The sequence below is a fragment of the Tolypothrix tenuis PCC 7101 genome, assembly GCF_963874875.1.
GTDB lineage: Bacteria > Cyanobacteriota > Cyanobacteriia > Cyanobacteriales > Nostocaceae > Aulosira > Aulosira tenue.
The window spans coordinates 1,785,028-1,807,003 of record NZ_CAWNJS010000001.1 but is presented as its reverse complement, the minus strand read 5'-3'; the positions used below and the strand labels follow the sequence as shown (position 1 = coordinate 1,807,003).

The window sequence follows — 21,976 nt, the reverse complement described above, 5'->3', positions numbered from 1 at the left end:
TTGTTATTCTACAGATGAGTAAACAAGCAGGTGATGAATATTCACGATTTCTCCTCAACTATTAGTGTAGACTCAGCCGCACGTCCAAATTCTTCCGGTGCATATTGTAAATGCGCCTCCGCACCAGGCCAAAGGAATTTACCAGGGGTAACGGAACGGACTAAATAATGCAAGCTGTAAACTCCTGGTTCCAGGTGGTCAGCGTAGGCGATAATGCGATCGCGGTAGATGTTCTTAAACCCTAATTGCCAACTATCGGCTTTTGCTTGCAATGCAGCGGTTGTAGTTTGGAAACTTGCGTCTACTGCTTCTAATCCTGCTGGTAGCGGATCTGTAATCACTACATGATTCACAGGATGATCGGTAATCAGTTCTACACCAATATCAAATACTTGTCCTGGTTGTAAAGTTAAGGGTTTATCAAAGGCGAACAGTCCGAATTTTTGTAGAAGACTTTCTGCTTCGCCAACTTTTTGAATTTCTCTGGAAACTCTTAACCCGTTAAATCTCCCGGGTTGATTTCCTTGCAAGCGATAATTATAAGCAACCAGATAATGTAATTTACCTCTACCTGATTTTTGTAAGACTAAATCATGGCGACCGCGAGGTAATTTATCCATTGGTACATTTAACTGTAAGTTAGGATTGCTATAGCCTTCAAAGCGATTTTCACCTAACTTTTTACCAGCTAATTGTACAGAAGAGACAAAATTAGGTGGTGTAGGTTGGAGTTGACTATATTCTACTAAAGCTGTGAGTGCTTGGGCGTTGTTATAACTAGTTTGCCATGTGCCATCTCTACGTTGTGCTAGCAAACTTTGGAATAATTTATCGACAACTTCCGGCTTCGCTTTATTAGCAATAAATAACCGTAAAGCTTGCGCTTGTGCTGTAGTCTGCGAACTCATCCATCCCCAGCTATTCGGTAAACTAATAACTGCTGTGCGTCCAGTTTCATAGATATTTTGTTGTAACTGGTTCAGCATGGTTTGCGATTCATCTTGCCATTCAGCAAATTGAGATAAATACCGTGCTAATTTGATTTGATTGACGACATCAAAGTTATTACGTTGTTGGTAAATATCTGCTAAGAAGCTATTGCGTTTATCGCCTAGTTCTGCTAATCCTATCAAGGCGTTGAGTTGCAGTTGATTTTTACAAATTTGCTGTTTACAAAAGTCATACTGTCCAGGGTTTGCGAGGACTTTTTGTAAGTAACTCTTGAGGCGAGAAAGCATTGCGGAATTAATCGCACTGGGGAAAGCTTGATTAGCTTTTGCTAAAGATTCCGCCGCATAAGAAGACACCCAAGGATCGGATTTTTCTTGTCCGGGGTAGGAAGCAAAACCACCATCGGCTACTTGCAGTTTTTGCAGTTGTTCAGTTGCTAGATTGGCTTGTTGATTAGTATTGAATTCGGCAAATGTCTGTCCATATTTTTGTGACAGATTTTGCAAATTTGCCGCAATCATCAACTGACTGGCTGCGGGTTCTGCAAATGGTAATTCATCATCGCCTAAAACCTGTTTGGCTGGTGCTTTAATTTCTGGAACTAAGCTACTCGCCAGTTGAATATCTAAACCTCCCTCGTTGGGGATGGTATTTTTATCAACATTTAAAGGAATCTTGGTTTGCTTTTCGGTGATTCCGCTTTCTACAACTTGTTCGGTAATTTCTAGCGGCTTAATTTCTAAAGGTACTTCAAAAGCATCGGCTGCATTATTTAACTGTGTGGTAAAGCGAACTTTCCCTTCTCCCACATTCTCCGCCAGCATGGGGAAGCGATAAGCTTGGGTAGTAGCTTCGGCTTGGGTTTGTAAATTTGTCGTCGTAGGGTTATTCTCTGCAAACTTGACTGTACCGCTAAGTTCGCCGTTAATTGAAAGATTTCCGCTATTTCCCGTGTTATTGGTGACGGATAAACCAGCCAGAAGGCGATCGCCTGGACGGGCAAATTGTGGCAAGATGGCATTAGTTAGCAATGGTTTTGTTGTGATAAAAGTGCGATCGCCATTGCCAAACCGCAAATTACCATCGGTAGCTACAGCCATGACTCGCCAGGTAGTTAAGTCATCGGGAAGTTTAAAGGTTATCTGTGCTTTCCCTGTAGCGTCGGTGAGGACAGCACCATTGTAATAAGCTAAGGCTTGGAAATCTGTACGCACACGGGTATTAGCTGCACCAGAAGAAAAGCCACCACCATAACCCCAGCCTTTGGGTTTGGGAATATCTTGGGGTTGAATGACGACATCGGGACGATTATCACTGAAACGAGTGGCGATCGCTTGTTCGGCGTATACTGTATTTACTAAATCCGGTGGACGATAGCCAGATAGTTGCAGTACTGCTTCATTCACCACCATGACTGTAACTTGTCCTTGGGTGGGATTACCTTGATTATCCTTGAGTTCTAGTTGTACAGTTTCCTCAGCACCAGGTTCGAGTGATGCTTGCAGTGGGTTAACTTCTACCTTTAAATATTTATCCTGCAAGTTGACTTTAAATGGTGCAAAGCCAATTTTTACTAATTTATCTAAGCTTCCCGGTTCCACTTGATTGAGTGGTTTACCTTGTCTGACTAATACAGCTTGTACTGCTGCATTGGGTAACATTTCTGGCGTAACCTGAAACTGAATTTGGGGTGCGCCTCCCTTAACTTTGGTAATTTGTTGATAGATAGGTTTGTCTTTAATGACTGCAAAATACAATTCGGCTTCAGGGTAGGGAGATTGAATTAATGCGGTTGCAGTTTCACCAGGTTTAAACTCTTTTTTATCGAGTTTAACTTCTAGCTTGTCTTCTTCTGGCGAACCCCAATATACTTGATTATTTCCAGTTACCCAAATTTGTAAATCTGTAGCGCTGATTTCATCTTTAGTATCGCTAAAATTCGCTCTAATTCTGTATGAACCAGATTCTCTTGGCGTTAAATTTACCGATTGGGGATTACTCGCAGATGTAACTTCTGCTTGTGCAACTGTTTTATATTCAACTTGATTTTTTGCTGTGCGGCTACCTTCTACTAATTTGGTAACGCTACTATATTTCATCTGTTGTAATTCTAGACGTAGCCGTTGACCTGTGAGAGGTTTCCCTGTAGGGTCAGTTACAACAGCTTCGATATTAAATGGCTTACCCGCATCAGCCACAAAATTAGTTTTTAAGCCAATTAAACGATTACTTGGTAAAGCTGTAAAAGTTTGGGAATCCGCTACCGATAAATTAGAAACATCCGCGACTTGCACATCTACCTGGTAAGTCATGGGGTAGGGTAAATCCTTCGCTACTGTCAGACTTTGGGCGCTTTTACCGTTAGCATCAAGTACAGAAGTATTTTGTAAAACGTCGCTAGTTAAGGTAGGACTTTCTTCCGGCCAAAACCATTGTCTACCAAAGCTAAATTCTTCCCAACCTTTAGGAATAAAATTAGCTTGTTGGCGAGTCACAAAATATTTAGCTTCGCCTCCTTGAACAGGCGCACCAAAAAGATAATTACTAGCAGCTTTTGCTTCAACTTTATCGCCAATGAAGGCAAATTCTTTATCTAAATTCAGTTCAACTTTAAAGTTAGGCGATTTAAATTCTGCAACTCGAAACTCTCCAGATATTTCTTGCCCGCTTTTACCCTTGGCTTGGACTGTATAATATCCTAAGCGTTGCGTTTTACTAATTGGTAACTCTAACGAGAATGTACCAAACTCATTAGTAGTTTTTGTACCTAAACTAGTATTTTTTCCATCAGGATCAACTAGAGTTACTTGGTAAGCAGCATTTTTATCTTGCTGAATTGTACCATTTTGTAAATAGTCAGCGAAACCAGTTAACCAAGCTTTTTCACCAGGTTGATATAACTGTCTATCTGAGAAGATAATTCCCCGTGATTCTGGTTTACCATCTTGCCAACCGGCATCAACACCATAACCATAAACACCACTATATTCTTCTGTGCGGGTAAATGCCCAATCTTGATTTTCCCGGGCAATTATTAAAAATTCTGGTGCTTTAACAAAGGTTTGATTACCACCTAAACACTGCTTTAAATCGGCGGTTTTAATACTTAAATTACCACTATCATCAGTCTTCCCAGTTGCACAAGGTGAAGCTGGGGGACGAGATTTGGCATTTAATTGTGATTGATAAATTTCTACAGCCGCAGCTTTCACAGGCGAACCATCACTAAGATGATGAACACGGATTAAGCCGGAATCAGGAAACCACTGAGAAAATACACCTAAATTTGTTAATTGTACTAAGCCGTAAGTGGTGGGTTCTCGCCACAATTCCTTACCATTCTCCTGATATTTGTTAGTCCGTGCTTGTACACCATAAGCTAACATCCCTGTGGGAGAAGATAGCCTTTCCCGCAGCGGCACATTAATATCAACTGCTTGATTATTCTTCCTCGCTATGGAGAAACTTTGCCATTCAACAGGTTTCGGTAATAAATTGCTAGCATTATTATCGTAAACTAAGTCTATTGGTTGCACTACTTTATAAGCAGCTTTATAGTTCGCCTCTGGCAAATTTATTGTATTGATATTTAGTTGTAAGTCTTTACCAGCAGGAAAAATATTTAAATCTGCAGGAACCCAAATATCACCAGCTAAATCACCAGTATCATATTTTAAACTGACAGGTTTACCTAAAGTCTGTCCAAATTTATCTTTGAGATTTCCACCAACAGTAATTGTATAACTTGTAGCTGGTGCTAAAGCATAAGGATTAATATTGACAATCCTATCTTCATCGTTAACTTGGATGATTCGATCAATATCTTTTGGTTTCGGTTCAATTTTAATATTTTCTATCGCAGAATCAGCAACTAAGATGTTATTAAATTCTAACTGTGGACTACCTTTAACAAATCTACCGTAGGTTCCACCTGCGTCTGGTTGTCCATAGAAATTTATGCCTTGAAATGCTAAAGGTGAATAGGTAGCTAATTTACTAGCAAATTCTTTTTCGCTGGGTAAATTACCATAAGCTGGCAAAATTCCAGGTGCAAAACTAAGCCGATAACGAGTTGCTGATGCCAGCTTGAGTTGGGGAATTAGCTGATAAACCCAGTTACGTTGTGCAGGGTCAAATTTTTCTAACGGATCTTCGCTTTCTTGTGGTTTTTCTTCTTTATCTAAGATGACTTTAAAACCAACACCATCGGTTTTACCTTCAGGAATCAACTGTAAATGTTTCTGTACAGAATTTACATCTAGTTCCACATTCGATGTAAATTGTAATTTTGGCTGTAAATCAATCGGTTGCTCGTCAGCCTTTTCCATTGGGTTAACGCCTGGTAAATTACTCAGATTAATTGGTTCTGTATTGAAAGTCCAAGCTAAATCTTTATCTAAACGATGTTTTTTTAAATCTGCTAAACCAGATTTGAGAGTGACTTGAAATCTGGTTGCTTGTGGTAAGGCTTTATCAGCTTGAAACCCTACCATACGCGGTGTTAAAAAGCGAAATCTACCGGGTAAAGGTGGTGTAAGTTCAAATTTTTGCAGTAAATTCTGCTGTTCTGGACTATCTAAGCTTTCTACTGGAATTAAAGCTTCTTTAAATCGGATGCGAATTTGATTTAAGGGTTTAGCATCACCAATAGGACTAATTTGTTCAATCCAATCTGGTAATTTTGGCGGTGCGAGAGGCGCAACTGTTGGTAGTTGTTCTCTACCAGAATTAATTCCGAACAAGCTACACCCTGCTATGCCTAGCATCAGTGTTAAGCTAAGTAGAAATTTAATTAAAACTTTAATTATCATAAATTTAAAATAGATATCTCTTTTCTCTCTGCGCCTCTGCGACTCTGCGTGAGATTATTATATAGATAACCAATAGAATATGATTGTTCCTAGTAATAACTACAATTCTTAATGATGGGAATCGGGCGGCAGTTGTGATATTTTTTTAAATAAACCGCGTTCGCAAAGCGTCTCGCCGAGAAGCCGTGCGGGACAAGAAGAGAAGAGGTAATGAACCGCAGAGGCGCTGAGGACACAGAGAGGAAGAAGAGGAGAAAATTATATTAAGAAGTATTGATTTTTTATAGATAAAAATTTGTGAATACATACCAATGACAAATGACAAATGACAAATGACAAATCAGTTGTAAATTGTTAGTAATATTTCCTGATTACAGTGCGATCGCTACGTCAAAATTAAAGTAAGTTTGACAGGGTGGCGCATTCGCTAATGAAAGTAACTTCACGCAGGCTAATCCAAATTACGCAAAAATTTTGGCGAGTATTGAATCGCAGCAAAAAGGGTAAGGTAATCTTAGCTTTGCTGTTGATGTGCTTGGAAGTGCGCTTACTGCCCTATTTTGCGCCAATTCGGGCTACAGATATTCAACAAAATCAGCTAGCGTTGCAATTTAGCGATCGCAATGGACTACCCTTAGGAACTTTACTCACCCGTGACCAAGAGCATACTGCTGTAGTCCCCTTAAATCAAGTTTCTCCTCAATTTATTCAGGCAATTTTAGCGGCTGAAGATAGCAGCTTCTATCATCATGGCGCGTTAGATTTAAAAGCAGTAGCCCGCGCGATTAAAGAAGCAATTCACGCCAAAAAAATTGTCTCTGGTGCTTCTACAATTACCATGCAGTTATCGCGGATGTTAGATCCTGTTCCGCGCCATCTCTCAGGAAAGCTACAAGAAATTTGGCTATCTTGGCGGTTAGTAGCGGGGATGAATAAAGATGAAATCCTCTCTGCATATATCAATCGCTTACCTATGGGAGGAAATATCTATGGTGTGGAAGCCGCATCCCGAACTTATTTTTCTCTCCCAGCTAGTGATTTAAATCTTGCCCAAGCTAGTTTATTAGCTGCCATCCCCAATAATCCCACATATTTTGACCCGCTAGAACATTGGCAACGGTTAAAGCAGCGTCAAAAATACGTTCTCAATCGCATGGTACAGGATGGTTATATTACTTCCGCACTAGCCGAACGCGCCTACACAGAAAAGGTAGTATTTCAGTCTCGCCAACGGGGAATTATTGCTGCACCCCACTTTTTATTCTGGTTAGCAAATCAGCAAAGCACCCCACAAGGGGAAGGTCAGATTCACACTACAATAGATAGACCTTTACAGCAATTTGTCGAAGCACAGGTAAAGCAAGTACTTTCTTCCCTAGCTGCAAATAACGTCCATGATGCAGCAGCTTTGGTAATAGACAACCACACTGGGGAAGTCTTAGCTTATGTTGGTTCCCCCGATTATTTTAATGAAGCCAAACTCGGACGCAATGATGGAGTACAAGCGCTACGTCAACCAGGTTCTACTCTCAAGCCGTTCGTTTACGAGTTGGCGTTAGCAAAAGGTATAATTCGCCCGAATACAATTTTGGCAGATGTCCCAGCACATTACGCCATTCCTGGTGCCAAACTTTATAGCCCTACAGATTATACCCAAAGGTTTCTCGGCCCAGTGCGAGTGCGGGTAGCTTTAGCAAACTCCCTCAATGTCCCCGCTGTCAGGGTATTAGAAAAAATAGGCGTACCAGCTTTCCTCGAACATCTGCGTCAATTAGGCTTTGAACACCTCAACCAAACCCCCGAATATTATGGCTTAGGTTTAACTCTTGGTAGTGGCGAAGTCAGCCTTTGGGAATTAGCCAAGGCTTACGTCACCATAGCCCAACAAGGTAAAGCCACATCCCTAGTTTCTACATTTTCCCAATCCCCAAACACCAAACACCAAACACCAAACACCAACCCAACAACATGGCAATTAATCACCGATATGCTGCGCGACAACCACGCCCGCGCCACAGCTTTTGGTGTAGATTCTATATTAAATCTGCCCTTCCCAGCAGCAGTTAAAACTGGGACTTCTTCCAATTTCCGCGATACTTGGACTGTAGGCTTCACTACAGATTATACCGTCGCCACTTGGGTAGGAAATTTCACAGGCGAACCGATGCGCCAAGTATCAGGGGTGACTGGGGCAGCGCCTTTGTGGAATCGGATTATGTTACATTTGCACGAACATCAAGAACCAGAAAATTTTCTGCCGCCTCAAGGTTTAGTGCAATTACCCATCTGTGCAATTTCTGGGTTAAAACCTACACCAGATTGTACTTCTGTGGTGCAGGAATACTTTTATCCAGAAGACAAAATCGCCTATGAAAATCAAGAACCAGGCAATTTATCGCCAGAATATGACGAATGGTTAGCAAGACAGCAACAAGCAACTTTTAATACTAGCAACTTGAGAATTCTATCTCCTCACAATGGCGATTTATTTTTGCTGTATCCAGGGGAACAAACAAGCCAGAAACTAGAGTTTAAGCTAATAGGAAAGGTAGTTGAGCCTATAGAGTGGCGGTTAAATGGTGAAAAGCTAGCTATAGATTCAGCTAATTCTGTATTTTGGCATCTGCATCCTGGTAAATGGACATTGGAAGCGCGAAGTGGAGAAAAAAGCGATCGCATCAGCTTTCAAGTGCAGGTAGCCAAAAGCAAATCTACAAGAAGAGGTTTCTCAATTGTTAATTCTCAGATGAATAAACAGCCATAAGCGCGATCGCGGAAACTCTTACGCAACGCTTGTATCACTATGTATTGTTACTTTTAAACTCCACATCTCAGGAATTTTACTGTGAACTAATTCTTAAGCAGTTGTTAACAGTATCTTATATTTGTCCTGATAATGTGAAAAAATAGTGAATAAATACTGAATAAATGAAGAGATTGCTATTCCCGTAGGAATACTGAAAAAAATAAAATATTTCTTCCGAAATTTGCAGTTTTAAAATTGATGATATACAGTAGTGCTGAAGTTTTCATTACAGGTTCATAAAGCCATGACAAACACACCGACTAATTCCAAAACCCAAGGTAACCAATCTCCTAAGAAGAAACAACAGTCTTTCCCCAAGGTTGATATCGGTTCGCCTCGAGTTCCCCTGAAGAAACGTCAGACAAAACCACAACAACATGAGTTACTCAGCGACTGGGAACACGCTAGTTAAATCTAGTCCATGCAAATCCTAATTAAACAGTTGATTAGCAGTTGTCATCCGAGGTCATTATATTGATTCCAACCATCGATATTTCACTAAGCATTGCGATATAGAATCCTCTCAATCGTATCTTCTCCATCTTTGGTAATACGAAAGATCATTCCTAGGCTAATTGTCAGACTCTCTGGTGAATTCTATTTAAATCCAGATTCAGGTTTTTATTCTGCTGATTTCACGCCCATAATATCGCTACCGCTTCACTTGCGATTCGATTGCCATCAACTGTACCCCAAAGCAGATACAGTCATCTTTACGCAATTAACGATTTTGCCAATCAAGCAGCAAAGACTACTCACATCTGTGAGATATCGGAGTGAGAACCTTAATTTTTGAGTTAATTCTTAAAGAACTGGAGCCGCAGCTACAATCATCAATACTAACAGTGCCAAAATCAACACAGAAATTTTGATGATGAGGTACGTGCCGGGATCTGGTACTAAAATATCGTGTAACATTTCTACCTCCATGTGTGTGTCTGTACAACACAAAAAACATTTAAGGAGATTGGTAAGGAAAGGCTGAGGTTACGTTGTTAATCTCAGCTTCCTCATAAGATTATTGTCTCTCAAGAATTGCTACATTAAATGTTCAGTAAACTTTAAGTAACATTTTTTAGCCTTGCGAAACTATCAGTTCATTTAGTTAATGGACTGAATTTTTGTGATTGCCATTGGCAATCACTAGATTGAAGCTCTTTTGTGTGGTGGTAACAAGTTTTTACTAGCAAGATACTCATGTATTTCATGAGTTTTCAGATGACAAATCTCTTTTGCTAATTCATGTATCTTAATATTTTTCCCTAATAAAGGCGCGATCACATCGCGCATCATACCTAATATTTGGGGTTCAGCTACCATCAACAGTTGTTGTATTTGATGAGCCTGAATTAAGTTAACTATCTTAGCCGTAATGCTTTGGGTAAAAATAAGGGGGATTAGGGATTGGGGATTAGGGGATCAGGAGATAAAATTCCACTTACCAATTACCCCATGCCCAATGCCCAATGCCCAATGCCCCATGCCCCATGCCCTATGCCCTATCATCAATTCGCCCAAGCTCTAACTCTTTGTAAACGCCGCAGAATCCGGTTAGCTAATTCCACCCCTTTCACGGGTTTACATAGATAATCATCACCGCCAACAGCAAAAGCTTGATTCTGAGTAGTAGGATCTGTGAGTACACTCAAAAATAATACTGGCAACCGCTGCCAATGCGGATCGCTGCGGAGAATTTGGCAGAGTTCAAATCCATTGATTTGTGGCATATTTACATCTAATACCAGAGCATCGGGAGTAACTGCTTGGAGTACTGCCCAAAATTGTTGCGGATCGGCAAGGGTAGTTACTTTAAATCCCCAAGGTTTCAGCAAGGTGGGGAGAGTGCGTAACCAATCTTGATCGTCATCCAGGATCATTATCTTGTTGGGAATCTCTGGATCGCGCAGCAAATTCACGACAGTGTCAACTATTTGTTCTGGTGGAGTCGGCGTTACCAAAAATAGTTTGCCACCCCGCCGCATTGCTTCTAAGCGATCGCTCATCTCACCGCGATCGCCTATCACAACAATAGGTAATTTCGGGTAACGTTCGGCGAATGTCTGCAATGTCTCCCAAAAGTTACTTAACTCTGAATTAGGCTGATCGATGACTTCTGCTCTCGATGGAATTGAGGGTAACCGCATCAGGATAACATCAGGATCTTCACCGAAAGCATCCAAGACAGATTCATTGGTAAGCATTGCTTGCGCTACATCCGGCGCAGGCGCAATTTGAATGCGAATCCCCCGACTGGCTGCTACAGCTACGATTGACTGGTTGAATTCATTGTCTGGACTGATAATCAGCAATAGCGGTGACTGGCCAGCCGGAATCTGGGACATTTGGATCAGTGTAGTATGATCTATATCTTGCTGGAGAGCCGTTACCAGAGTTTTCATTAATGGTGCGTGTTTTGGTTGCAGTCGCTCCCTACCGCCTAACCAATACTCTAGTTGCCGTGCAATATGCATTGTCTTGGTTAACCCAAAAATTCCCAGAGTTCCTGCGAGTTTGTGAGCCACCTGTTGCGCCTGTGTTTGTTGCTGGGGTGTGAGTTGATTGGTTTGTAAGTCTCTGATGATTTGTAATAAAATCCCCATTTGGTCGAGGCTTTGTGGTTTAGTCCTCGTCCAAGTCTCGTTGAGAAATGCCAAGTATTGCTGTTGCGAATCCGATGGTATTAAATGCTGTGGGCGATCGCTCTCGGTTTCTTTAGATTTAGCTATAACAGCAGCACTATGAGAATTATTCTCTGGGGTTGCTGATAAATCATTCGCTTCTTCTGTACTTGGTGCTTTTAAGTAGTAACCCCTTCCATGCATGGTAGCAATAAAATCATGGGGCGCACCAGCAGTTACAAGTTTGTGCCGCAGGCGACGAATATGAGAACGTACTGTTGCTTCAGAGGGAAAATCTTCTGAAGACCATAATTTATCTAAAAGTTCCTCGCTACTGAACACATGCTGACAGTTTCGCAGCAAAAGTTCTAGTAAATCATATTCCATCGTTGTCAGGTTCAGGGAACGGCCATTGTAAGTGACTTCACAAGTACTAGGATTAAGCAGCAAATCTCCCCAAGTCAGTAAGGGAAAAGGATTGTTACTGCCACGCCTCAGTAATGCCCGAATCCTAGCAATTAATTCTATGGGATCGAAGGGTTTGACAACATAGTCATCTGCACCTGCATCTAATCCTTGTACTTTGGCAGTAATATTATCTTGAGCCGTTAGTAACAGAATTGGCACTGTGTAACCTTGTGCCCGAAAACGCTTGCATAAGCTGATGCCATCCAACTTTGGCAGCATGATATCCAGTATGATCAAGTCATACTCAAAGGTAGAGCCGTAAGTCCAGCCCATTTCCCCATCTTTTACAACATCTACAATGTAGTGATGGGTTGTCAAATTTTTGGACAGAACTTTAATTAATACGTCATCATCTTCTACAAGCAAGATTTTCATGGATGCGGCTACCAATGAAGAATGGTTTTTGGGTGTAGTCAGTTTGGATAGCTTGTTAACCAAAACCTCTCAAATTGAAAAATCAGACAGTCAATCATGGCGATCGCTTTCGAGGTTGCTTGTTTACGCATAATAATTATAATTAACCCTTGTCTTATGTTCTCAGAGCGCTTCTATGGCATCACCAATCAATCCCATCGCCATCCACGTAACTGAAGCACCGCCACGCACTAAGCTGACAAACTATCCAGAGCCTTTTGCTTCTCGCATAGCGGGTAGAGAGAAACATCCACTGGGCGATTTGTTCGGTCTGACGAACTTTGGTGTCAACCTCACAAGATTAGCTCCTCACGCAATTTCCGCCCTGCGTCATGCTCACTCCAAGCAAGACGAGTTTATCTACATTTTAAAGGGGAATCCTACCCTACAAACCGATGAAGGTCGAACTCAGCTCTCACCAGGGATGTGTGCAGGCTTCAAAGCGGGAACTGGAAACGCCCACAACCTGATCAACGAAACCTCAGAGGAAGTTTTATATTTAGAAATAGGCGATCGCACACCAGGGGATGAAGGAACATATCCCGATGATGATATTCAAGCTTTACTTGTAGAAGGTAAGTGGCAGTTTACCCATAAAGACGGCACACCTTATTAAGAAAAATCAAGAACCCGTACCAATACTTGTCGGTTAAGGGCAAAAGGGAAAGGGGAAAAAGGGTAAGAACAAACCTTTAACCCTTCCCCTTTAACCTTTTCCCCAAACCAAATTAAGAGTTGACAATCCTTAACCGAGCAGTATTAGAATCCGTATTTAATTACAGCCTAATTTTGATTAGGGATATTTCTCTGTTCCCATTTAATTACAGTGTGTAATTCATTTACTTAATACTTCGGTTGTCCATCGATTCAGGTTGATGATAAGTTGCTAACAGCATCGAAATTCAAGGTGATTTGTATGGCGACCACAATAATTGATCCTGGCGATTTTAGTGACTATAGCGATCGCCAAGTGACAATTGAAGTGACAGGGGGCTGTCATCGAGCATTAATGCGGAAGGCTAAGTACATCAAGACAATTCCTTATAGTTGTCTGTCTCAAACTATTCAGGGTATTAATCGCCTCGGTGGTAAGATTACCCGCGTTACCTTATCACCTTCCCATACTCAAGTCGCACATATTGAGTTACTGCAACCACAATCTGACATTGTTGAAAGCCATGTCCCAACTTCAGCACATTACGCTGAATCTCCCTTTTCATCGCTTCACCATCAAGAACAGAACCACTCTAGTGAAAGTTGTGAGATTAAACCACCAACTCCCGTAAAACAGGAACCACAACCGATTCCAGTTTTCAGTTCAGGAGAATATTCTTTTACAGAAGAATGGTGATAACTCAACCAATCAATTTTGGATTTTGGATTTATTTCGCAAATAATCTTGCTTGCTTTCATACTGTTATCAAGCAACCAGACTTTTTTAAATCTTAAGTTGTGAATGTTCAATCCAAAATCTAAAATTTCAAATTTGATGGGCAACATCCCGAATTTTGCAGATGTTAAGCATTCTAATATCAATTAACAGGCTGTTTGTATACAATCTGTCATAATATGAAACGATATTAGCTAAAGCTAGTTTTTTCAAGTTAATTAATGCAAGCTTTGAAAGCAATTCGCTGATGAGCATAGTAGAAATGCGGCGATAATTTGTTTTCTGTTTTGCATCGATTTGCAGCGCAAAATTGATATTTAATTAATTCGGATATGGGCAGAAAATAACATAATGAAGAATTGTTTATCTGCCTATATATAAGACTCATATTTGATTTTTGAAGTTCATGTAGGATGCGTTAGCGATAGCGTAACGCATCAGCCCCAAAGCTTTTAGTACATTACGGCTGACTGAGATTTTTTCAGAAATTAAATCAGATTCATATAGTTATGACAAAATAACTATCAATATCCTACTACCATAAAAAAGCCATGCTCCAGATAGATCAAGCTGCCTTAAAAGCTCGAAATACATTACTGGCTATGTTTATCTTGCTTTGTATTTTAGATACTACGCTGGTGATCGCTGCACGAGATAGATGGGCTATTGGACGGATTTTACTCACAATTGTAGTCATGTACTTTGTGCTGCAAGGGCATAAATGGGCAAAATGGGTGATGATGAGTCTTTGTAGTTTCCTGGCTGTCATTCTAGTCACAATGGTTATTTTACTGAGTGGCAAACTTTCCCTTTTTCTTAGCATCGGAAGTTTGATTATGGCTGTTCTGAGTATCATCATCCTGATTTATATAGTCACCAATAGAGATTTAAATTCTTACTTCGCCTGGAAAAGACAAAATAGTTGAGAATTGAGCTAAATAGGAAACTATCAAGCTCTCACTTGTAATACGACAAGCTGCAGGCGTAAATGATATTACGAATTACGTAGACGCGTAGCGGCTTCCCGAAGGGTATTACGAATTAATCATTCTGTTGATTCAAACGATAACCCATGCTGTGAACTGTTTCAATTAGGTTTTCAGCAGCACCAGCTGCTTTCAGTTTTCGGCGTAGTCCCCGGATATGAACTTTCACAACATGTTCGTCTGGTGGTGATTCTAATCCCCAAATATGTTCAATCATGACGCGGCGACTCAGAACCCGGCGACCATTTCGCAACAGCAGTTCTAAAATTCCGTACTCTTTGGGTGTCAAATGGATGGGTGTTTCTCCATAGCTGACTTCATAAGTGCTGGGATTGAGACGTAAATCTCCCCATTGAAGGATTGGTGATGAAGTCATAGATCCTCGCCGCAGCAAGGCGCGAATCCGCGCAAAGAGTTTTTGTAACTCTACAGGTTTCACTACATAGTCATCTGCTCCCACATCCAGCCCATTAATCTCCTCGTTGATTGTGTCACAAGCTGAGAGCATGAGGATAGGCAAATGATAACTATGCGATCGCAAGCGATGACAAAGACTGATGCCATCCAATTCTGGTAACATCACATCCAACAATAGCAAATCATAATCTAAGGTTTTTGCTTGATACCAACCAGCTTCGCCATCATGGACTACATCAACCACATAAAGCTGGTTAGTTAGGGCCTCTGCCAAAGTTTCTGCTAGCAGCACATCATCTTCAACTAGGAGAATCCTCATAATAAATTGCAATATGTTTAACAAATTTGCATCTTTAAATCTGAGATTCCCTACATAAATTTTACGAGAAATTGTCCTGCAAATTTCCTGTAAATTTAGTTCTTTTTAATTGAAAAATTTCTATCATATAACGTGACTATTTTTCTCAAATAAATATAACAATCTATCAATATTTATTACTATTAGTAATTCTTTCCGATTTCTTTACCGTTTCCAAACCATTTTCCTTACTGCTGGTATGCGATCATCCAGTGTCAGAGGCGTTGATGACGAAGTGATATCAATTCTCTAAAAGCGGAAAACCCATCTTCACAGAGAAACTCTAGTAACGCTGCTTTGGAAGTAAAAACGCGATTAATCACGTCTGTACTCAACAATTGTATTTGGGCTTTTGCGCCATTTTAAAAGGTCTCAGGATTTACGCAGCCTCTGTACTAGTGAAATCTACCTTGCTTAACTTTGAATTGGTATTAATTCTCCCATCGGCCTGCAAACTGCTCACCGTGGCTAAACACAATATTTGGATTAAATACACAAGTTTTTCAAGGAAATTTAATCAACCAATTTGATTGGAGAACCCTGATGTCGATTCCTCTGTTAGAGTATGCACCCTTATCTCAAAATCATCGAGTAAAAGGGTTTGAAGTTCCCAGTGATGAGCAGCCCAGGATTTATACAACCGACAACATCCTTGCTGCTACTGAAATGGATGTATTAATCGCCGCAGCCTATCGCCAGATTTTTAACGAGCAACAAATGTTAGATAGCTATCGCCAGCGATTTTTAGAGTCTCAATTACGCGCAGGTCAAATTACTGTCAGAGACTTTATTCGCGGATTGCTAATGTCAGATTCCTTTAGAAGACTGATCTACGACAGTAACAATAACTATCGCTTTGCGGAGATTTGCATTCAGCGGATTCTCGGTCGTAATGTTTATAGCGATCGCGAAAAACATGCTTGGTCGATTGTGCTAGCAACTAAAGGATTGCAAGGCTTAATTGATGAGTTACTCAACACCGAAGAATACCTCAGCAACTTTGGGTATGATACTGTTCCCTATCAACGCCGCCGCATCCTACCACAACGCACACAAGGTGAATTACCTTTTGCGCGGATGGCGCGTTATGGTACAGATTACCGAGACAAGCTTCCCCGTTCCTACTTTACGATTCCTACGGGTATGTTTGCCCAATCTGAGCGTTTTAGTCTCTCAGTTTTCATCGCCCGTGCTAACTGGACTACTAGCTTAAGTTTGATCGGTTTTGTATTATTAGTTGCTTTCCTCCTCATTCTATTTTCTGAAGCTAACAGCTTGATTGGTGGCTAGAAAAACAGCAAGGGATAAGGGGTAATGGGGACTGGTAGATGAGCGATATAAGAAGAATTTCTCATCACCGATTTCCCATTACCAATCACCAATTACCAATTACCAATTACCAATTACCAATTACCAATTACCAATTACCAATTACCAAACCCCAACTATTCAATCAATTGGTCTAATTCAGTTTTTAAATTCTTAGTTAACTGACTGACAGCTTGTCTAGATGCTTGGCGATCGCCTTGGGACTTAAAATAGCGATCGCTTACCGAAATTGGTTCGCCGATAGTGATTTGGGCTTTTCGCCATCCTAAGCGGGGACGGGCGGGCATTTTTTGGCGATCGCCAATTCGAGATAGCATATCGAAGATGATTAATAATGTTTCGGCAAATCGTTCAGCAGTTGCCTGTTCTTGAATATAGCTAGCAGTAACAGCAACAAAACTTTCCACCAAGCGCATATGTCGCATCCGCAAATCTGCTTCTTCCGCAATCCAATCAGCTAATCCCCGTTTGAAGGGTGGTAAAGCATGAATATCAGCTATATCTTCACGGTAAATATAACTCCAGCCTACTTCTTCCAAGCGGCGACAGCGATCAATAAAATTTCCCTGCGACTGGATATTAAAATATTGCTCAGTTACTTTCAAACCAGTATCCATGAGGCGATGTAGTCGCTCAATAATTTCCAGTTCGGGTGTATCTGGTAAATGTTGATGATAGAAACGGCGATAAAACTCCTCCATCTCAGAAATCACATATTCTGCTAGCCGACAGAGGCGTTGATAATCAATTTCTTGCGGTTGATCGCCACTTAATTGATCGGATGATTGTACTGATAAACCACTATCAATTTCCAATTTCCTCAACAGCCGATGTAACTTTGCCCAAGGTGGATTAACGAAGCGATACTGAACAGAAACCGGGACAATAAAAACAGTCTCAGAACGTTGGGCTTTGAGTAAATCTTCTACACACCAAAACCCCAATTGAGCCACACCAGGTTCTAAGGGACTAACAATCTGGCTATGACCATTATTTCCACCTTCCGGTGCTACTGCGATCGGTATACCGCTATTAGCAAATAACTCCCTTGCTGTTTGGATAGCTTGTCTATCTAATCGCCTACCGCGACGGATTGGCAAACCTCCCATGCGCGAGAAAAACCACCCCAGCCAGTCCCCAGCCCACAAAGTCATACCGCGATCATAAAGAAAATGGGAGTGAACGGGGTATTGCAAGGCTATTCCTTTTTCCTTCGCAACCTTGGGTACAATCCGAGACAGTAAATAGAACATACACAGAGGATCGTCCACCTCTGGATGTCGAAACGCCAACAAAAAGCGAACTTTACCAGATTGAAACTGTTGATAAAGCTGGGCTAACACCTCAGCATTTTTAGCTTCAATCTCAACAATACCCGCCACTAACCAGGGGCGAGTGCGAAACCGTAGAAAAAATGGTAACAACCACTGAGAAATCTGGAGGACAATGCGGTTCAAGCGTTGGGGGATAAATTTGAGTGGTGGTTGAACAGATTGAATCGATTTAGGCAAGTTACCCTCCAGAGTTTGCCTTGAGGAACAGTGCGATCATAGAAAATTGCGATCGCTTCCTCGATTCTGACACTTTTTCCCCTGAGCGGAGACTATAAATCAAAAAAAGCGTTTTGTCATTATTTACGGAACTATTCTGTTGAAAATTCGGTAAAAACCTGATTTTTGGTATCAAGGTTATCTTTGCTTAATTTCTGGGAACAATACAACTGTTGTTCATCAGAAAATTCATTAGTAATGACAATAACAACAAAAGACCGAGCATTACTAGAAAAATTTATTGTTGATAATGAAGAATTAGAAGAACTGGAATCAAAGCTCGCACAGTTCAATATTTTTGAAGCAATTGGCGTAGTGCGCCAGGAAATACGTCACTCAAACTTTTTAGCATTCTTGTTAAACCCATCTCAAAATCACAGACTAGATGATATTTTTCTGAAGCGATTTCTCAAGCGAGTATTGCTAGAGACAGAGAAGCCTAAAGATGAAAAGTATGCAAATATTAGCGCTGTTGATATTGATATAGCTGATTTAAAAGATGCTGAGGTTAGACGAGAGTGGCAAAATATTGATATTTTAATACAATCACCGCGTCATCAATTAGTTTGTGCGATAGAAAACAAGGTTGATTCTGGAGAACATTCAAATCAACTAGAAAGATATCGCGAAATTATTGAGAATGAATATAGACATTATCGAAAAATATTGATTTATTTAACGCCAAAAGGTGAGCAACCATCTGACGAAAATTGGAGAATATATAAGTACTCTAATGTGGTTGAAATACTTGATAGTATTTCCAATAATTATAAATCGACCCTTGGTACAGATGTTTATACATTGATAACTCATTATTCTACATTAATTAGGAGACAGATTATGAATAATTCAGAAGTTGCTGAACTCTGCCGTAAAATATATTTTAAGCATAAAAAAGCCCTTGATTTAATCTTTGAACATCGTCCGGATTTACAATCCGAAATAGTCACCAAGGTTTATGACTTATTAAGTAGAGATATTGAAAAGCAAAAATTCACGGTAATTTTATTTAAAAGTAAATCTATAGGAGTTGATGTCAAAGAATGGAAAAATAGCAATTTACCACTATACTTTTATTTGGATAATAATTTAGAATATTTTGGAATACAGTTAGGAATTAGTGCTGGTGAGACATCTATACGTGAAAAGCTACATAAATTTTCCCTAAGTAGCCAGACAATTTTTAAGAAAAATACTAGATGGTCTGAGAGGTGGATAACTATTTATCAAAAAGATATTTTAAATAGTACAGATTATAAAGATGCAAACGTTGAGGATTTAATGCAAAAGATTCATAACTCTTGGGACAATTTTATCAAAGATGACTTTGTAAAAATAGAAAAGATAATTAGTGAGAATCTAGCTCAGTTTAGCCCCTAAGACATATTTGCATATACTAAAAGGTGCGAATAATATTTAGCGATCGCCTTTATGTTGGTTTGCAAAGCGCGATCGCTTAGTATAAGTAAGCTTACTTTTATGCGATCGCTCCCCAAACTCTACTAAAATAGAAAGTAAGATGTTGGGCTAAGTTTATGGACACAGCGACAATCACTTTGCCTTCTACCCTAAAATTAGAAATCGACTTGACTGATGAGCAGTTTTTCCAGATGTGTCAGAAAAACCGCAATTATCGATTTGAGCGTACGGCATCAGGGGAAGTACTAATTATGGCACCAACTGGTGGAGAAACTAGTAATCGTAACGGCAGACTTACTCAAAAGCTGTTTAATTGGGTAGATACCAATGATTTAGGAATCGCTTTTGACTCTAATGGTGGCTTTAAATTACCCAATGGTGCAGAACGTTCCCCTGATGCTTCTTGGGTAAAAATTGATCTCTGGAATGCTTTAACCCCAGAACAACAAGAAAAGTTTGCCCCTATTTGTCCTGATTTTGTTGTCGAGTTACGTTCCCCTAGCGATTCTTTAAAGGATTTGCAGGAAAAAATGCGGGAATATATTGAAAATGGCGCTCGCTTAGGCTGGTTAATTGATCGCAAAAATCAGCGTGTAGAAATTTATCGTCCAGGAAAAGATGTAGAGATATTAGATAACCCTGAAAGTTTATCAGGCGAAGATGTTTTACCTGGATTTGTGTTGCATTTACAGCAGATTATGTAACTGAATTTAAAATGCGATCGCCAGCAAAATTTTACACTCAAGAAATCACGAAAATATTTTATATAGGCTCATATTAGCCGATTAACTTTGGTATTTAATCTGTTAATAAAGCAAACTCAGATTTAATATTCCATCTTCTACCGTCATGCATTAATAGTGTTAACTTGTCGGCAATAAATTCAAAATGCAATTGACGATTTTCAAATTCTGGCCAAGCTGCTTTAAAGTTTTGTCTTGTTAAGTCCCGAAATGCAACTGTCATGTGGGGTGCAAAGGGGTGAGTTTTACCAACCTCATCCACAATACCTAATGTTGCTTCGACATGAGCCATTAAATCGGCTTGCAAATTCAACAGTTCTGGCGTTCTCAATACATTTATATATATGACACTGGGCGCAAAGGCAGCAAACCCCTTGAGGTTAATCGATACTGCCTGTTTTCTCATCGCCAATTCTGCCACAGATGCTTCTAAGCGTGACACATCGCTATTAGCCCATTTAAAGGGTGGTTGCAAAGTAATATGTGGGGGCGACTTTTGCGCGTGTCGGCTAGCATAATTATCAGCAAAATATTGCTTGATTTGGTTTGCGTAATCTTGAATATCTTGCGGTGGTAGCAATGCAATAAAAAAGAGATTCATTTACAAAAGTCAAAAGTCAAAGGTTATCGGGCATCGGGCATGGGGTAATGGGTAATTGGGTGTTTGTCATTAATTATTTCTCCCCCTGCTCCCCTTCGGGTTCACCAGTCCCCCATCGTGACGGAGACCGCCAAGACGGGGGCTGGTTCACCTGCTCCCTGCCCCCTTGCTTTTTCCAGTCCCCCTCATCCCTTGTCCCCAATCCCCAATCCCTACTAGATTACGATACAGAAAATTCTAGAGGTCGCAAGCAAATGCCAACTTTTGTGAAGATTGAAGAAGGTACAGTTGATAAACCTACCTTTGATCAATACGTTCCTGCCCATAAAGCTTATGTTCAGGATTTAATTGCCAAAGGACACAAAGCCAAGACCGGTTATTGGGCAGAATTGGGAGGGGGAATGATGGTGTTTGAGGCAGAATCGATGGCGGAAGCCCAAGCGATTGTAGCCCTTGATCCCTTGGTAAAAAACGGCTGTGTGAAATATCAGTTACACGAATGGCGAATTGTTATGGAATAACATTAAATTACTAAATTTTGATGTTATGATGATTTATAGACCTGGATCTATGCGACTTCAACGCCCAAATCTTGTCAGGACCGGAAGGTAGCAGCAATACGGGATGCTTGTGGTAGGCGTAGTCTCCGGGTCGCCCTATTTTTAGGAGCGTTCAGCAGCAATGCCTGGTTTTGGAGATATTGTTCAAAAAGCTTTTTACCTCGGTGTTGGGTTAGCTTCTTACGCAGGTGAGAAAGCAGGAGGAAAATTAGCGGAACTGCGATCGCAAGTCCAAAAACTGGCAGATGAAATGGTGGCAAAGGGCGAAATGACGACAGATGAAGCCCGTCGCTTTGTCGAAGATATGATGAAGCAAGCTCAACAGCCGCCTACATCTGGTGCAGATGCAGAGCAAAAACCACCTGCTGAACCCCGCCGCATAGAAATTTTAGAAGATGATGAAGAGCCAACGGTGAAAAATACCGCAACCTCTGCAACTAATGATGTAGATGGATTGCGCGCTCAAGTCCTAGAATTACAAGAAGAGTTAAAACGACTGCAACGTGACGAGTAAAAATAACTCGTAAGCAGTTGATTAATAAAGCAAAACATAGC

General features: G+C 40.6%; 17 protein-coding genes and 1 other RNA gene. 12 read left to right on the top strand and 6 right to left on the bottom strand.

Annotated elements, in window-relative coordinates; translation table 11 throughout:
* Positions 1-41: 41 nt before the first annotated feature.
* Entirely contained in the window at positions 42-5,762 is a 5,721-nt protein-coding gene (locus AACU25_RS07370; RefSeq protein ID WP_190445613.1) for an alpha-2-macroglobulin family protein, read from the bottom strand.
* A gap of 430 nt (positions 5,763-6,192) precedes the next feature.
* On the opposite strand from AACU25_RS07370, the gene pbpC reads away from it, so the two are divergent.
* Both pbpC and AACU25_RS07360 read left to right on the top strand, forming a co-directional pair.
* Positions 6,193-8,526: a penicillin-binding protein 1C gene (pbpC, locus tag AACU25_RS07365; protein ID WP_096574572.1), complete on the top strand. Its 2,334-nt coding sequence runs from the start codon at positions 6,193-6,195 to the stop codon at positions 8,524-8,526.
* 286 nt (positions 8,527-8,812) lie between these two features.
* The gene (locus AACU25_RS07360; protein WP_190445614.1) at positions 8,813-8,980 is read left to right on the top strand and encodes a hypothetical protein; all 168 of its coding nucleotides are present in this window, start codon (positions 8,813-8,815) and stop codon (positions 8,978-8,980) included.
* A gap of 731 nt (positions 8,981-9,711) precedes the next feature.
* Here the strand turns inward: AACU25_RS07360 and AACU25_RS07355 are convergent.
* The gene (locus AACU25_RS07355) at positions 9,712-9,942 is read right to left on the bottom strand and encodes a host attachment protein (protein WP_339382112.1); all 231 of its coding nucleotides are present in this window, start codon (positions 9,940-9,942) and stop codon (positions 9,712-9,714) included.
* Between the two features lie 131 nt (positions 9,943-10,073).
* Positions 10,074-12,029 (bottom strand): response regulator, encoded by a 1,956-nt coding sequence (locus AACU25_RS07350; protein ID WP_096574569.1) that lies wholly within the window; start codon positions 12,027-12,029, stop codon positions 10,074-10,076.
* Between AACU25_RS07350 and AACU25_RS07345 the strand changes: the two genes are divergently transcribed.
* The 4 genes from AACU25_RS07345 (at position 12,028) to AACU25_RS07330 (ending at position 14,384) form a co-directional block, all read left to right on the top strand.
* Complete coding sequence (locus tag AACU25_RS07345) at positions 12,028-12,162, top strand: hypothetical protein (RefSeq protein ID WP_321206584.1); 135 nt, start codon at positions 12,028-12,030, stop codon at positions 12,160-12,162. The genes AACU25_RS07350 and AACU25_RS07345 overlap by 2 nt on opposite strands.
* A gap of 42 nt (positions 12,163-12,204) precedes the next feature.
* Positions 12,205-12,684, top strand: a complete 480-nt coding sequence (locus AACU25_RS07340; RefSeq protein WP_096574568.1) for a cupin domain-containing protein — start codon at positions 12,205-12,207, stop codon at positions 12,682-12,684.
* Between the two features lie 300 nt (positions 12,685-12,984).
* Positions 12,985-13,419: a phycobilisome linker polypeptide gene (locus tag AACU25_RS07335; RefSeq protein WP_096574567.1), complete on the top strand. Its 435-nt coding sequence runs from the start codon at positions 12,985-12,987 to the stop codon at positions 13,417-13,419.
* 590 nt (positions 13,420-14,009) lie between these two features.
* Complete coding sequence (locus tag AACU25_RS07330) at positions 14,010-14,384, top strand: hypothetical protein (RefSeq protein WP_096574566.1); 375 nt, start codon at positions 14,010-14,012, stop codon at positions 14,382-14,384.
* 115 nt (positions 14,385-14,499) lie between these two features.
* On the opposite strand, the gene AACU25_RS07325 is transcribed toward AACU25_RS07330, so the two are convergent.
* Positions 14,500-15,180, bottom strand: coding sequence for a response regulator transcription factor (locus tag AACU25_RS07325; RefSeq protein ID WP_096574565.1), 681 nt, complete (start codon positions 15,178-15,180; stop codon positions 14,500-14,502).
* Between the two features lie 582 nt (positions 15,181-15,762).
* On the opposite strand from AACU25_RS07325, the gene AACU25_RS07320 reads away from it, so the two are divergent.
* A complete protein-coding gene (locus tag AACU25_RS07320; protein ID WP_096574564.1) occupies positions 15,763-16,509 on the top strand; it encodes a phycobilisome rod-core linker polypeptide in 747 nt (248 codons plus the stop codon).
* Positions 16,510-16,664: 155 nt separating this feature from the next.
* On the opposite strand, the gene AACU25_RS07315 is transcribed toward AACU25_RS07320, so the two are convergent.
* On the bottom strand, positions 16,665-18,059 hold the full coding sequence (locus AACU25_RS07315) for a lysophospholipid acyltransferase family protein (RefSeq protein WP_096574563.1): 1,395 nt from the start codon (positions 18,057-18,059) through the stop codon (positions 16,665-16,667).
* 237 nt (positions 18,060-18,296) lie between these two features.
* Between AACU25_RS07315 and AACU25_RS07310 the strand changes: the two genes are divergently transcribed.
* Both AACU25_RS07310 and AACU25_RS07305 read left to right on the top strand, forming a co-directional pair.
* On the top strand, positions 18,297-19,478 hold the full coding sequence (locus AACU25_RS07310) for a PDDEXK-like family protein (RefSeq protein ID WP_096574562.1): 1,182 nt from the start codon (positions 18,297-18,299) through the stop codon (positions 19,476-19,478).
* Between the two features lie 155 nt (positions 19,479-19,633).
* Entirely contained in the window at positions 19,634-20,221 is a 588-nt protein-coding gene (locus AACU25_RS07305; protein ID WP_096574561.1) for a Uma2 family endonuclease, read from the top strand.
* Positions 20,222-20,315: 94 nt separating this feature from the next.
* On the opposite strand, the gene AACU25_RS07300 is transcribed toward AACU25_RS07305, so the two are convergent.
* Positions 20,316-20,861, bottom strand: coding sequence for a 2'-5' RNA ligase family protein (locus AACU25_RS07300; RefSeq protein ID WP_096574560.1), 546 nt, complete (start codon positions 20,859-20,861; stop codon positions 20,316-20,318).
* A 254-nt stretch (positions 20,862-21,115) separates the two neighbouring features.
* Between AACU25_RS07300 and AACU25_RS07295 the strand changes: the two genes are divergently transcribed.
* The 3 genes from AACU25_RS07295 (at position 21,116) to AACU25_RS07285 (ending at position 21,935) form a co-directional block, all read left to right on the top strand.
* Positions 21,116-21,382, top strand: a complete 267-nt coding sequence (locus tag AACU25_RS07295; RefSeq protein ID WP_096583561.1) for a YciI family protein — start codon at positions 21,116-21,118, stop codon at positions 21,380-21,382.
* Between the two features lie 38 nt (positions 21,383-21,420).
* Positions 21,421-21,517: signal recognition particle sRNA small type (gene ffs, locus AACU25_RS07290), an RNA gene on the top strand.
* 25 nt (positions 21,518-21,542) lie between these two features.
* Positions 21,543-21,935: a phasin family protein gene (locus tag AACU25_RS07285; RefSeq protein WP_096574559.1), complete on the top strand. Its 393-nt coding sequence runs from the start codon at positions 21,543-21,545 to the stop codon at positions 21,933-21,935.
* Positions 21,936-21,976 lie beyond the last annotated feature (41 nt).